10 protein-coding genes and 1 pseudogene are annotated in these 13,939 nt (G+C 52.7%); 9 read left to right on the top strand and 2 right to left on the bottom strand.

The window, feature by feature from the left end; all coding sequences use genetic code 11:
- The 4 genes and pseudogenes from VI234_RS20670 to VI234_RS20690 form a co-directional block, all read left to right on the top strand.
- On the top strand, window positions 1-111 hold a 111-nt coding region (locus VI234_RS20670), incomplete at its 5' end, for an integrase core domain-containing protein (RefSeq protein ID WP_336330960.1).
- Between the two features lie 20 nt (window positions 112-131).
- Window positions 132-305, top strand: a complete 174-nt coding sequence (locus tag VI234_RS20675; RefSeq protein WP_336331150.1) for a hypothetical protein — start codon at window positions 132-134, stop codon at window positions 303-305.
- Between the two features lie 6 nt (window positions 306-311).
- Window positions 312-986 (top strand): annotated as a pseudogene (locus tag VI234_RS21430) (SNF2-related protein); the annotation flags it as partial.
- A gap of 686 nt (window positions 987-1,672) precedes the next feature.
- On the top strand, window positions 1,673-2,221 hold the full coding sequence (locus VI234_RS20690; protein ID WP_336331153.1) for a TATA-box-binding protein: 549 nt from the start codon (window positions 1,673-1,675) through the stop codon (window positions 2,219-2,221).
- 159 nt (window positions 2,222-2,380) lie between these two features.
- Here VI234_RS20690 and VI234_RS20695 read toward each other — a convergent pair whose 3' ends face one another.
- Window positions 2,381-3,958, bottom strand: coding sequence for a hypothetical protein (locus tag VI234_RS20695; protein ID WP_336331154.1), 1,578 nt, complete (start codon window positions 3,956-3,958; stop codon window positions 2,381-2,383).
- Window positions 3,959-4,482: 524 nt separating this feature from the next.
- Here VI234_RS20695 and VI234_RS20700 point away from each other — a divergent pair.
- Both VI234_RS20700 and VI234_RS20705 read left to right on the top strand, forming a co-directional pair.
- The gene (locus VI234_RS20700) at window positions 4,483-5,565 is read left to right on the top strand and encodes a pentapeptide repeat-containing protein (protein ID WP_336331155.1); all 1,083 of its coding nucleotides are present in this window, start codon (window positions 4,483-4,485) and stop codon (window positions 5,563-5,565) included.
- 117 nt (window positions 5,566-5,682) lie between these two features.
- A complete protein-coding gene (locus tag VI234_RS20705) occupies window positions 5,683-8,622 on the top strand; it encodes a helicase-related protein (protein WP_336331156.1) in 2,940 nt (979 codons plus the stop codon).
- A gap of 95 nt (window positions 8,623-8,717) precedes the next feature.
- Here VI234_RS20705 and VI234_RS20710 read toward each other — a convergent pair whose 3' ends face one another.
- Window positions 8,718-9,518, bottom strand: a complete 801-nt coding sequence (locus VI234_RS20710; protein WP_336331157.1) for a hypothetical protein — start codon at window positions 9,516-9,518, stop codon at window positions 8,718-8,720.
- Between the two features lie 636 nt (window positions 9,519-10,154).
- Here VI234_RS20710 and VI234_RS20715 point away from each other — a divergent pair.
- The 3 genes from VI234_RS20715 (at window position 10,155) to VI234_RS20725 (ending at window position 13,873) form a co-directional block, all read left to right on the top strand.
- On the top strand, window positions 10,155-11,957 hold the full coding sequence (locus tag VI234_RS20715) for a DNA cytosine methyltransferase (protein ID WP_336331158.1): 1,803 nt from the start codon (window positions 10,155-10,157) through the stop codon (window positions 11,955-11,957).
- A gap of 46 nt (window positions 11,958-12,003) precedes the next feature.
- A complete protein-coding gene (locus VI234_RS20720; protein WP_336331159.1) occupies window positions 12,004-13,290 on the top strand; it encodes a DNA cytosine methyltransferase in 1,287 nt (428 codons plus the stop codon).
- A 202-nt stretch (window positions 13,291-13,492) separates the two neighbouring features.
- A complete protein-coding gene (locus VI234_RS20725; RefSeq protein ID WP_336331160.1) occupies window positions 13,493-13,873 on the top strand; it encodes a hypothetical protein in 381 nt (126 codons plus the stop codon).
- Window positions 13,874-13,939 lie beyond the last annotated feature (66 nt).

Genomic DNA, 13,939 nt, shown 5'->3' on the forward strand with positions numbered 1-13,939 from the left:
AGTCAATCAAGTGCGAAACAGTGGTTACGACGCTTCAGACACCACTACAACCACGAACGACCGAACCAAGCACTCGATGGACGAACGCCAGCTGAGGTCATCCAGAACTAGACAGTGCCGGTGAGATAATCATGCCCTCTCTACAAGATGTTGAATCCGATCTTGAAATATATCTTGACCAGAAAGAAAGTGTAGGAGAATTAGACGCGAAGCATGACCGCCTTTTCAAATTCCTAAACCGGATCGTCTATGAGCTATACGAGCTTGAAGAAGAGAAAATCGAAATGGTGGAAAGCATCCGATAGCAGTCGGTGAGTGATTACAAAGTCGGCGACTACGTCAAGTTCTCCGGCGGGCGTGGAGAAATCACGAAAATCGAGGAACGGCCCAACGGCGGCCACCTGCTGCACGTCTACACCTCGGAGGGACAGCTCCGCAAACTCCCCAGCGGCCTCCCTCACATCGAGAAATTCGATTCGCTTATCGACCGCCTCGCAGCCGGCCAATCCGACGCCTCACTCCACTACGACCTTCGAGAGCGGGCGATCCGCCTGGATCTCGCCTACAAATACGACTGATTCCTCTCGCTGACCAGCAACCGCATCGAGATCGAACCGTACCAGGTGCAGGCTACCTACGAGATCCTGAACTCCTACGGCCACCGGTATCTAATCGGCGACGAGGTTGGCCTCGGGAAGACCATCGAAGCCGGCATCGTTATCGAGGAACTCATCGCACGCGACCGGGCCGATCGGGTACTCATTGTCGCGCCGGCCCCGCTGACCGTCCAGTGGCAGGAGGAGATGCGCGAGAAGTTCGACCGCAACTTCGTCATCTACGACCGCAAGACGGTCCGTACACACTGGAAGTCCCACCCCAACCAGAACGTCTGGAAACAGGAAGACCTCGTCATCACCTCCATCGACTTCGCGTAGCAAACCACGGATAACCCCAAGTCGGGCCGAGTCTCTGTCGTCGATGCCCTCTAGAATCTCGACGAGGAGTGGGACGTAGCAGTCTTCGATGAGGCCCATTGGTCCTCCGTAGGAATAAGGTGGATGGCAGTACCCACGGGTACGTTCATCAAGGATCTCCGATAGAGGAGGCTGTCGAGTTCATCTCCCTTGACATCCTCTCGTCGAATCGCTCATTGAATTCTGTTCAATTACCGCCCTAGCTACGTCTCAGGCGCCGGCGACGTGGTGACCGAGAAGTTCGTTCACCTCAATGGCAGTGTGACGATTGATGTTCCCGAATTCTCGAGGACGACGGCTTCCGGGATGTCTCATCATCTCACGAGTTGATCGGCTCTCAAGTCTGGTTGAGGAGCTCTATGAGGGCGCATGGAAGCGTGGACGCACGTCGAGTCGTTCGCCGCGGAAGCCCGAGCCGAACAAGAACGGGAGATCAAAATCGAACGTGAGAACGCTAAGCGATACTTTAAAAGAACAAACCAATGAATAGGAATAGGGCTTGGAACAGTATCATAGCGGGCTGAGGAAGGTGCGAATATGTTCGCGCCGATTGGGAATGCGAAATAGAAACTGGAGAGTCTGCGACGAGAACGTAAAACGGAACTATCCCGGCTTGAGTAAGAGAAGCACGTTACTCCCCAAGAACCGGAATTAGTAACAGTGGCGTACGTCGTCTCTCCTACAGAGGCAAAGGACGAATGATCTCTATAGCGAACGCGGTCGGGTCGGGAGATCTGGGTGTGGAACTCGATGTGGCCGAGGTCGAGTCCGATCTAGATTTACCGTACACCGAATATGATCCCTCGAACTATCACGGTCTCTACGTTCGGCTTGTCGAGGATGGTCCGCTCATCACAGTCTATCGGAGTGGGAAATACATCATCAGTGGATGCTCTACGTTCGAACAGTTGTACGAGACGAACGACGCATTCCTCATGAAACTGTCCCAGCTGAATATTGTAGACGAAGAGGCTGAAACCGGATTTACGGTTCAGAACGTGGTCTGTACGGCACAGCTGGATGATCCGGTAGATCTGAATACGCTCTCAATCGCGTTGGGCCTAGAATCGGTCGAATATGAGCCAGAACAGTTCCCGGGCCTCATCTATCGGCCTGCTGATTACCCGGCTGTTCTCTTGGTGTTTGCCAACGGAAAAGTAGTCGTCACAGGAGCCCCCGACGTTGACGTCGCTGAATATGTGTTCGACCATCTCCAAGAACAGGTAACGACCTACCTCGAACAGTAATGTCCCAGATATCTCTTTGAAAACGCTCGCAAGTGGCCGACCAAAATTAATCAAGAGGAGTTCTGGTTACTCCCGAGAAGAGGAAATAGTGATTTCCAGTTCAGTGACCACGCAAGCTCGCAGGCGAACGTAGAGCTATCACGATCTCGCTTCAACTTCCTATTTCTGAGGGTCGAAACCGACGCTGTCTAGCGTTTCACCAGTGCCAAATAGACTTTCCCAAGAAGATTCTCGGTTTCCCGATAACTGTCTTGCAGCTGTGATGTCGGACAGGGACGACATTCCTGTGTCCTGTGACAGCCAGTCCAGAAATGGTTCCGGAAATAGTTCTCTTGTTAATTTTTCAGAGACAGGTCCCGGATCACGAACCAGCATCTCAGCCGGAGGATATTCTGCACTGCTACGGGGTTCGAGGATCTCATAATCAATGCTGACTTGCGGATCTGGGATGAACTCCTGCGGGTTCGATTCAATACCAGTCACAAACCCAGACCACTCAATACAATTCTCTTCGAGGGACTGGTCTTCCTCTACTGTCCAAGCGATCCCATCAAGATCAGAATGTTCGTTAATATAGCCGACAATACGCTCTACAGTACTGTCGTCGACACCGGCACCGATCGATATATCGAGGACAGCAGCTCTTCCATCCTCCGGAGTCGCCTCACCAGGAGCATATTGACTATCGAGGTATTCCAAGTCGATACCAATATCATCAACTGTACAACTATTCTGAACAAGAACAGCAATTTCACCTTCGGTGAGAATCGACTCGACTGACAGCTCTTCGTTGGTAAGCCTGAAGTTGTCAATGTCGGTGCTGATCTGGGATATAAGCCGAGCGATCGTCTGGTTCATCTGTGTCCGTGCTGGACCATAGGGGACCCCCCGATCATCCATCGTCAGATCGGATCCGTCAAGTAACAACATGGTATCTGCTGCATGATTGAGTGCATTGACCCCAGACCGTGCTCGGCGCATTTTTTCAGCTTCGACGCTGAACGGGAGCGTTCCGATAACAGTCACCGTAGTCCCATTACGAGCAAGTATGTCTGCAAGATGGGGTGCCAGATAGGTTCCTGTCTTTCCCCCGAGTCCAGTGGCAAGGAATACGTGGTCAGGAACGTCACCATCTCTGGAAATCGTGGAATGCACTGCCTGCCGGATCGCCTCTACATCTTGACGATTGCTTGTCTCTTCGAAGTTCCCAAGATTGGATAGCTTTTCGAGTTCCTTCTCTCCAATCCTTACGGGAGTCGTTGCCTTACTCTGCCGGAGATCGGCTTTATCAGAGTCGAACGCGAACGTTTCCGCGTCCGCAGCACGCGACTCTATAAGTTGGTTGACGATGCTAATCCCGGCTCCAGCACACCCGATGACCGCGACGTGCTTGTCAATTGTATCTTCTTGATTTTCCGAAGTGTGTCTAACTCCTGAATTGCGCTGCTCGGTGATCAGTCCACTCTCTTGTTCCTGTGGTTCATGATCACCGATTTCGAGATCATCCACGACCTCTGCGAGCGAGTGAGTCTCGTCGCTCTCGAACTGCTCACTAGCCCGCCGCACTTTTTCAGCAGCATCCGGCGTCAGCTCGTCCGAGCCAGCAAGGAAGCTCCGGAGAGCAAACCGAACCAGATCCGAACGACTGTCGAATCCTTCCTCCTCGGTTGCAGCATCGAGCTTCTGTTTGAACCCACTCGGGACACGAACATTGAGGGGCTCGGTAGTTGCACTCATCACAATCTGTGTTACTCACTGTAATACAATAAAACTTCTCCACTTATAAAACAGCGCTAATAGCAACCGTATAGAAGAGATACACCGAACATTTATAATTATACTCCGTCTACTGTAACACACAGGCAAAAGCTAGCAAAGGCCAGTCAAAACAAGAGAGCAAATATATGAGCCGGACAACGCAATGGAATATAACAAGAAAAATCCAGTTCATGAATATAGAACTTGCCGCTGCAGCCAAGCGGGATCTCAATAACCTCCGTGATTCGGAACAAGAACAGGTATCGAATATACTTGAAGATCTCAGATCCGCTCCAGTAGAGAGTGCCAGCCCCCATCGTTTGGGGTGGGTACGGCGGGTAGAGTGTTCAGAACGAGTGGTTTCAATCGTGTTTAGATGCAAAGCAGAAATTGATGAAGTCCGAATTTTAGTGATTGGGGAAAAATCTGATGTTGAGGAGTGCTAGCCGTCTAACCAGTATTCAAAGTGGATTCTACATAGTGAGAAGGTTGAGAGAATTAATATGAGCGAAAACGAGAGAACCTGTGGGTTTGATCCGAACAATGTGGACGACCAGTGGTGGGAGCGCTCCCCGGATTCCCTCGAGTCAGATGATGATCTGAATATTCCATGTGATCGCCCAGAGTGGGAGGATACTGGCAGATGCGTACTACACGCACAGAGACAGAAGACGGTCGAAGATCTAAATAATACCATAGAAATAGGTGAGAAGTTGGATTTTGCGTATATACCCGGTATAACCCTCTCAGAACTTGATATAGATTTTTCGGGAATGATCGCTCGCTTTGCTGAATTTTCCAAAGTCGATTTTACCGGAACTTCGATAAATGGAGCTGATCTCAGATACTCGAACCTGCAGTATTCTGAGCTCGGCGGAATGAGTATGGACCGGGTGAATTTTTCCGGAGCGAATATGCAAGAGGCCACGCTTGAAAGGACGGAGTGCAGAAATGTTGATTTTTCTGAATCAACTCTCAAGCAGGCTCTCCTCTCTCAGATACGGTTACGATCTGGTGTAATATTAGATGGAGCTGACTTTACTGAGGTAGAGCTCACGGGCGCTGTAGCTGCGGAAAGTGTACTGGAAGACTATGAGTCAAAACTGGAACGAGGACAGAACTGGCACGCCGCATCGAAGGAGTACAGGAAGTGGGCGGCTGTAGCAGACAATAGTTCGCTACCAGATTCATACAGTAGATTCTACAGGAAATACAAGCATAGCCGCAGGAAATCGTATGATTTCTTCAGTATAAAACGGCTGTTCGCTGGTGCATCTCGAGGATTCATTCTGTACGGTGAAAGCCCTTACCGGACCCTGTTGTGGATGGGTGCTATCATCACGATTGCGACACCAGCTTATTCTCTCACCGAAGGAATCCGTTCTGGAGGCGAAACTATCAATTTGACCTGTTCTAATCTCCCACAATATCTGTACTTTAGCATAGCCGCGTTTTTTTCTCTCCCCTATGCAAACTATTCCCCTGTTGGGTTCGGTGCCAAACTGATAGCTATAAGTGAATCAATTTTCGGGGCTTTGCTCATTGCACTAATTGTATTTGTTCTCGGTCGGAGAGCAACACTATGAATTACACCTCCAAGACCTCACAGCATTCTCAAATAAAAAAGGGAATATCAGTGAACAGTTTTACGCACCAGCTGGTGAGAAGTATAATTACATCAAGCGATCATAGACTAATTATCTGTGTCTGACTGCGACTGCGATTTCGAGGTTGGCGAGCAAGTCAGCTTCCCGGGCAATCAGGGGGAAATCACAAAGATCGACCACCGGGATAGTGGACCCTGTCTTCTTTACATCCATACCGACGATGGGCCAACAAAACGACCGACAGCCCTCCAGATCGAGAAAGTCGATACCGGATCTGACCTAGTTAGCAAGGGTGAGTTCGATTCACCTGAACGGTTCGATCTGCGACTGAAGGCTGCCGACCTCGGGCTTGCCCATCGACAGGACCGCTTTGTCGCACTCACAGGCAGCCGCATCGATATCGAACCCTACCAGGTCAAAGCCGCCTATGATATCCTCAGTTCGGTCGACCACCGCTATCTCATCGGTGACGAGGTCGGTCTCGGGAAGACCATTGAAGCGGCGATTGTCATCGAGGAACTCATCGCTCGGGGTCGTGCTGACCGGGTGCTGATTGTGACGCCAGCACCACTGGCAGAACAGTGGCAGGCGGAAATGCGCGACAAATTTGACCGTACCTATCAGGTGTATGATCGGGAGTACGTCGAGGCGAAAAAACAGGCACACCCGAACAAGAACGTCTGGACACACGACGACCGGATCATCACCTCGATTGATTTCGCCAAACAGGAGGATATGCGGGCCGCCCTCGAAAACCTCGAGGAACCGTGGGACATTGCGGTGTTCGATGAGTCACACCACCTGACTGCTCGACGCAAGAGCGACGATACAGTCGAAAAGACAGATCGGTACCGGGTTGGAGAGGCAGTCGCTCGTAATTCGGAAGGGCTGCTGTTTCTGACAGGGACCCCACACAAGGGAAAACCGGATCAGTTCTACTTCATGATTGATCTGCTCGCGCCCTATCGCTTCCGGGACGAGTACGATATCACAAAAGACGAGCTGCAGAACCTGATGATCCGGCGACTGAAAGAGAACATGTACGAGCAGGATGGCTCGCCAATGTTCCCCGACAAGAATATCGAGACACTCCCGGTTACCTTCACTGACGAGGAGCGAGAGCTCTACGATAACGTCACGGAGTACATCAGCGAGAGCTACAACCTTGCCGACCAGGAGGACAGTAACGTCGTCGGCTTTGCGATGTCCATCTACCAGAAACGCCTCGTTTCCAGTATCTATGCCATCAGACAGTCGCTAAAAAAGCGCTTGGAAACCCTCAAGACAGGCGGGAAAGACCCCAGCGAACTCTCGTCGGTCGTCCGGAGTCTGGTGGACCAGTACCGCGCTGACCCGGACATGCTGACAGATGAACAGCGAGAGCGAGTCGAGGAGGAGCTCGAAGACGTTACACTGGGCCGGGACAGCGAGGCTATCGAGGAGGAACTGACTATTGTTCAGGACCTCTACAACCAGGCCAAGGCGATCCAGACTGACTCCAAGGCAGAACGCCTGCGCGAATTCGTAGATCGCATCCTCGAGGAGGATCCAGACGAGAAGATCCTTGTCTTCACGGAGTATACAGACACGCTTGAATATCTCCGAGACCGGGTGTTTAGCAACTATGATGTCGCTCAGATATACGGCGATCTGAATCAGTCCCAGCGCCGGCAAGAGATCGAAAAGTTCCGCGAAGAGGCAAACGTTATGCTTGCGACCGATGCCGCACGAGAAGGGCTGAACATGCAGTTCGCCCATATCATGGTCAACTACGACCTGCCGTGGAACCCGATCAGGATCGACCAGCGGATCGGGCGGCTCCATCGCTACGGCCAGGAGCACACTGTCGAGATTCGCAATCTGTTCGTTACCGATACCCGGGAGAGTGATATCCTCGAATTGCTCATGGAGAAAGTCGATGAGATCGAGTCCACGCTGGGCATGAGTTCGGATGTACTCGGGATGGTCCTTGATGAGTTTGACCTCGAGGAACAGATCATGACTGCCATCTCGAAGGACCAGTCAACCGAACAGTTCGCCGAGGTTATCGACCAGACCGTCGAGGAGCATGCCGAGGCCATCCAGCGTCTCGAGACAGATTTCCTGATTCGTGACCGGTTCGATCTCAGCGAGGAAGACCGGGAAATCCTTGATGTGATCGAGGAGTCGAAAGACGAACAGGTCAGTGAGACGGATATCGAATCGCTGGTCAGGACATTCTTCGGGCTGTACGATGGCGATATCAGTGGCACCCATCCAGGCCCGGCCCGTACGGCAGGGGATGTGTTCCAGCTCACAGTTCCGGATGTGATTGCAGGTGGCGAGGTCCAGAAGCGATACGACCAAGCAACCTTCTCTCGTGAGATTGCACGGGAAAAAGAGGCGATCACGTTCCTTGCGCTTGACCATCCACTGGTGCAGAACATCATCGAGTTCTCGTTGCAGTCCGATACCGTGGGTGGCCAGACTGCTGTCAGGGTCGGCTCAGACGATACACCCACGCCCGGATTGCTCTGTAACTACCGCATCGGATATCAGTCCGGTCGAGGCGATACCGTTACCGAACGGCTCATTCAGCTGTACGTTCGTCCCGATGGGACCGTGCTAGACGAGGAGTCTGTCGAACTCGTCGGTGGGATTCCCCCGGAGCAGGCTGGGTCATTCGCTGAAGTAACGTCAATCACGCAGATTGCTGATGAGCTACTCGAAGTCGCTGAAGACGAGGCCTGGGACCGTGTCAACCAGCTTGCCGAGGAGGCACAGGCTGAGCGGTCACGGGAAATAGAGATCAAACGGAACCATGCAGAGCGGTACTTCGAAAGCAAAATCGACGAGCAGCAGGAGCGGCTTGAACGCTATGAGCAGCGTGCCAGCGAGCCGGACGAAGATATGCAGGTCCTCATCAACCAGACGAATCGAGCGCTCCAGGACCTGCGCAAGGAGCGAGAGAAAGAACTCTCGCGACTGGACGAAGAGGAGATTGTCGTACCGGATGAACCAGAGCTGGTCAATGTCGCGGTCGTGATTGGTCACTGATCGGCTACCAGAATCTGTCAGTTGACTCTGTTATGGTTGCCTGCATAGTTGCGCTGAGCTGCTGATACAGCACGCCAGGTCACCAGAAGCCTCAATCACGTAGAAGCGTCTTTGCTGGCGGCATAATGACAGCTCTCGGCCAGTGGACAGCGGTCACAGTCCGGATCCGATGGAGTACAGATTGCATCTGCCAGGTCGAGTATTGCCAGGTTGAACGCACGACACAGTCCAGCTGTCTCGGGAACAAGCGCATCAAGTAGCTCATAGACTGCATCGCTCTTGTGTGGCTGGTCTGGCATATCATAGGCGAACACCCGCTCGAGAACGCGAGCAAAGTTTGTATCAACAAGGGCCAGTGGCTCACTGAAGGCAAACAGCATCGTTGCACGGGCCGAATAGGGACCGACACGCCATGGCCGTTGCAATTCTTCCAGAGACTGTGGCACCTCACCATCATGCTCTTCAACAAGGAGATCAGCAACCTCATTCAGCGTCCGTGTACGCTGGTTTCCGAACCCAAGGGTGGCAATTAGAGACTGAATCTCATCACCAGGGGCTGCCTGCAGGGTTTTCGCATCCGGAAAGCGAGCGAAGAACTGATCGTAAATCCCCTCGACAGCACTGGCCCGGGTCCGCTGAAGCAGAATTTCGGACAGATAGACGTTCCAAGGAGCAGTGGTCTGTCGCCATGGCAGGATGCGGCCGTGTGTTTTCAGCCACTGCAGGAGCAATGGGAGCTGACTGCTAAACCCAGAAATTCGCCGGTCCGGAGACTGGATGCCATTCTGTCGGAGTTGCCGAGAGGCTAGCTCGTAGTCGACGTACTGATCCACTTCCATCGCGGTAGTGGTCGTCGTCCCAAATGGGAGATCGCCGTTGACTGAACCGTCGGCCATCGGTTTTCACACCTATGTAATCTAGTCATTATTACAGACTATCATCAGTATTCCCATCGCCGTACCGGGATATGACACAAGCTCTTTATTCTAGCCAGTTAGCAACGGTGTATAGATGGTCGCGATGATGACGTCGCTCGCGAGTCCTGCCTTCGCGCGTGAGGTTTATCGGGCTCCCGGAGGGGTGGAGCCATGAGTGACTATCGATCCACTGAATTATCTGAATCTTCGCGACGGACAGTCGACAGTTTCGAAAATGAACAGACGGAGCACCGTGCATTCCTTCTCAGACACGTTGGATTTCTTACCGAGACGCTCGCAGCCGAGCAACGGCATCGACAGTGGAATATTCCATGTGGATGTCCACAGGCTACACCGAGCTCCCTGGCACGAAAACGGAGTTCTACCGAGGAATCGTATCAGTGCTGCTATGACAGGGTCTGGTCACCAGCCAGCGATAGCCAGCCAGATGAATGCGTCTGTGGTGATCCACTCTGTGGTAGCGATGAGCCGCTCGATGCGGTCGCAGCTGCGGTAATCTCGAATGCCGAGTCGATTGTTGACCACTATTTTGCCAGCGAGGAGCGAGCGATTATCGCCGCTCTCCGTGACCGGATAGGTGACTGGCAGGATATCATGGCTGCAGAGACCGAAACCATCGAGCAGATTTCACGCAATGTCCCGGGACGTCGTGTTCTGGATGCCGCGACAATTGCCGAACTCAGGGAGGCACTTTCGATGCTCCGGGACCACCGATACACAGAGGGCTATACGCTCACCAGTCATTCGACAGTCGCCTACGAACTCCTGAAGGAAATGCTGGAATCGGTTCCAGGCATTGACGATGCCAGTGCGTGGTGGTTGTTACTCACGGCGCTCGATAAACCAGTCTGGCCTGCTGACAGACAGATCGATGGACTGCTCGTTGAACTCGGCCTGCTTGGTCCGGAGGATACGCCGGAAAACGGTCGACACAGGAAACTGGAGTCAGAACTGAGCAATCGTCAAATCCCGGCACTTCACAGGGCACTCGCAGGCCATGTGAACTACTGTAGTGAGGACCACGCAACCACGGACTGTGAACTGAAGCAGTTCACGCTGTCACATCGAATTGACAGGCAGGTAACTGCCGAGGGGACAGAGAAGCCAACAGTCGTGGATCTATTCTGTGGCGCTGGTGGCCTTTCACATGGGTTTACGCGAGGGGTAACCGGTCCAGAGTTCGACGTGGCACTGGCAGTTGATGAGGATGAAGCAGCAACGGATACATACCGGCACAATCACCCCGAAATCCCACATCAGAAGGTCCGATGTGACGATATAGGTAATCTTGCGGAGAATACAGATGAGTTCGAAGATCTTGCTCCAGATGTTGATCTTGTCGTTGGAGGGCCCCCATGTCAGGCACTCTCCGTGGCTGGTTATCGGTCCCGGCGATCTGATGATGACTCCTACAGTGTGATCGATGACCCACGGACAGAACTGTATCAGCACTACGTTTCGCTACTCGATACACTCGAGCCACAGTACATCATCATGGAGAATGTCGAGGGAATTCGGAGCCCGGTTGGCGACAGTGACAGGCGCGTCATAGATGACGTTGAGGCTGCACTGTCAGAGCTGGGATATACGACTGATCACCGGCTCATCGACTGCTCGAGGTTCGGAATTCCACAGGAACGTGACCGCGTGATACTGTTCGGAGTACGTTCCAAGACTGGCTCGGAGCCGGCTGAACTGGTCACGGAATTCTTCGAGACTCTGATTCCTGACACCGAAACGGAGACGACGATACATCAGGCTCTCTCGAATCTCCCACGGCTTCGACGTGATGAGGGGGGAGATGTGATTGCAGGGCGACAGCGAGGTCGAGCCAGCAAGTTCGTTCGTGACAACGAACTCCACAGCGGTACACGCCTGACGTACAACCACCAGGCTCGCGAACATCCAATGGCGAAAGATCAGAAACTGTTCAGCGATGTGATGGAACCCGGTGATAATGGCTGGGATGTGAAATACGGGACCGAGTACGGGCATCTCATCGAGTATGACGTCGGGACCGAAGAGAACCCCAAGTTCAAGGACAAGTACCGGATGTTACACTGGGATGAACCCTCGCCGACTATCGTTGCGCATCTCGAGAAAGACGCAAATAGCTTCATCCTGCCTGACTACTACGAATATGCCCGTCCTGATGTAACAAAACAGGACAGTGCTCGAAGTCGAGGCATCACACCTCGAGAGGCGGCGCGACTCCAGTCGTTCCCCGATTCGTATGTATTCCTGGGTCCATTCACCAGCCAGTTCCGGCAGATCGGCAATGCTGTGCCCCCGGTCCTGGGTGAGCGTATCGCCTCGGTACTCGGCGAGTTCATCAGTGATGGAAGTCTTGCGGCAGCCAGTACGTCAGATTCCATTGCAGCAAAGTCGGACGACTAGATCCAGCTTCTCAACCTTCTTTGCTGATCGCATGTCAGTAGGAAGTATGCCATCTGAGTCTCTTGCAGCAATCGATCTCTTCTGTGGCGCTGGAGGGATTTCAACCGGACTTCAGTGGGCAGGATATGACATTTGCTGGGCCACTGATATCGATGAAGCTGCCACTGAGACCTACCGCAAAAACCACCCCTCGGTGGACTGCACTACAGCGGATATCACCACTTCTGAATTGCCCGAGTTAGACCAATCAATTGATCTTGTCGCCGGTGGACCACCGTGTCCACCGTTTTCGATTGTTGGTCGAACAATGCTGGATTCGCTCGAGGGCCGTGATTCGACAACTGATAGCCGTACACAGCTCTGGAAGCGGTTCCGTGATGCTGTCGATAAGTACCAGCCGCGTGCGTTCCTGATGGAGAACGTACAGGGCATGGCATCAGCGACGAATGAAGCCGGTGAATCTGTCCTCCGGCATATCACTCGACAGTTCAGCGATCTTGGTTACAGTGTTGATCACTGGGTAGTCGATGCTGCCGATTTTGGCGTTCCCCAGCACCGTCAAAGGTTATTCATTATCGGAATTCGAGAGGATACCCGTCCACCTCGGCTGATGGAATGGCGCACACACCGGGAACCCAACTCTCCTGAAGAGCGGCAGGCACGCCTCGCTTCACATTCCAAACCAGCACAGAAACAGGAGACTCTCGACAGATTTCTTGATGAAACAGCAGAAGCAGAGACCTCAGGTAAGCCACAGTCTCGCGCTCCTTGGGTAACTGTTGCGGAGGCGATTGCTGACCTCCCACCCCTCTCACCGGCTGGCAACAGAGCAGCAGATCCTCACCCCCCTGCGGTAGCAGAGGAGTACGAATTACCTCCGGTAACCAAGTACCAGGCATGGGCTCGTGGTGAGGATCCAGATATAGACGAGCCAGATCAGCTGTATAATCATGAAGCCCGATATCACAATTTATCGGATCTATCGATCTATTCATTGCTTGGTGCAGGAACCGGCTGGCGGATTGGCGATCTCCAAGATGAACTACAGCCATATCGCGATGACGTATTTCAGGATAACTACACCAAACAGCAGGCCGACCGGCCATCATCTACTATTCCTGCACATATCCACAAGGACGGACACATGCACATCCATCCCCATGAGGCACGCTCATTCACGGTTCGGGAAGCGGCCCGTATACAGTCATTCCCGGACCGGTTCATTTTTCCTGTGTCGCGGACCGCAGCCTACAGACAGGTCGGGAATGCTGTCCCGCCCTTGTTCGCTGAAAGTATTGGTCTTGCCCTTCGATCCGTTCTCGGGGACCAGTGAGCTACGTCTGGTCTCTGTTGACAGTAATAGAGACCAGACAATCTACGGAAAGAATCGGTAGCCATGTCTCCAAGCACGAATTCCACTGACACACCGAACGGAACCATCTGTCTCGAAAATGTGTATAATTACACCCTTGCTATTTCATATTCTGATACTTCAGATGAAACGTTAATACGAAAGATATTGTTACCAACTAGCAGTGGCATCAGACAGTCGATTCCGGCCCGGAGATACGGTCTCGTATTTTGGCGGTGAGGGGACCGTCATTCGTGTTGAGGATGATATTCTCCATATCCACACGGACGATGGAGAGGTAGTTGAACACAAATCAAATTTGCCAATGGTATCAAAACAATCTGCTTTTGAGAGTGGTGAACGTGTCAAATTCCCTGGTGGCGAGGGCGAAATACTGAAAATAGAGGAACGACCAGACAGGGCTGATCTGCTCTATGTTCATACAGAATCAGATGATCTCAAGACTGTGCCCGCGGATAAACAGGGGGTCGAGGCCCTAGCAGGAGTCAGCGATAAACTCAGTCGATCACATCGAAAGCCCACAAACCCCTCTAGTAGAGCTTGAATCCATGACTTCGATGCGTGGCCAGTTCTCGAAGTGAGACGGACGGTGAGTTTCGGCGGTGAGGAG

The organism is Haloarcula sp. CGMCC 1.2071, from assembly GCF_037078445.1.
GTDB lineage: Archaea > Halobacteriota > Halobacteria > Halobacteriales > Haloarculaceae > Haloarcula > Haloarcula amylolytica.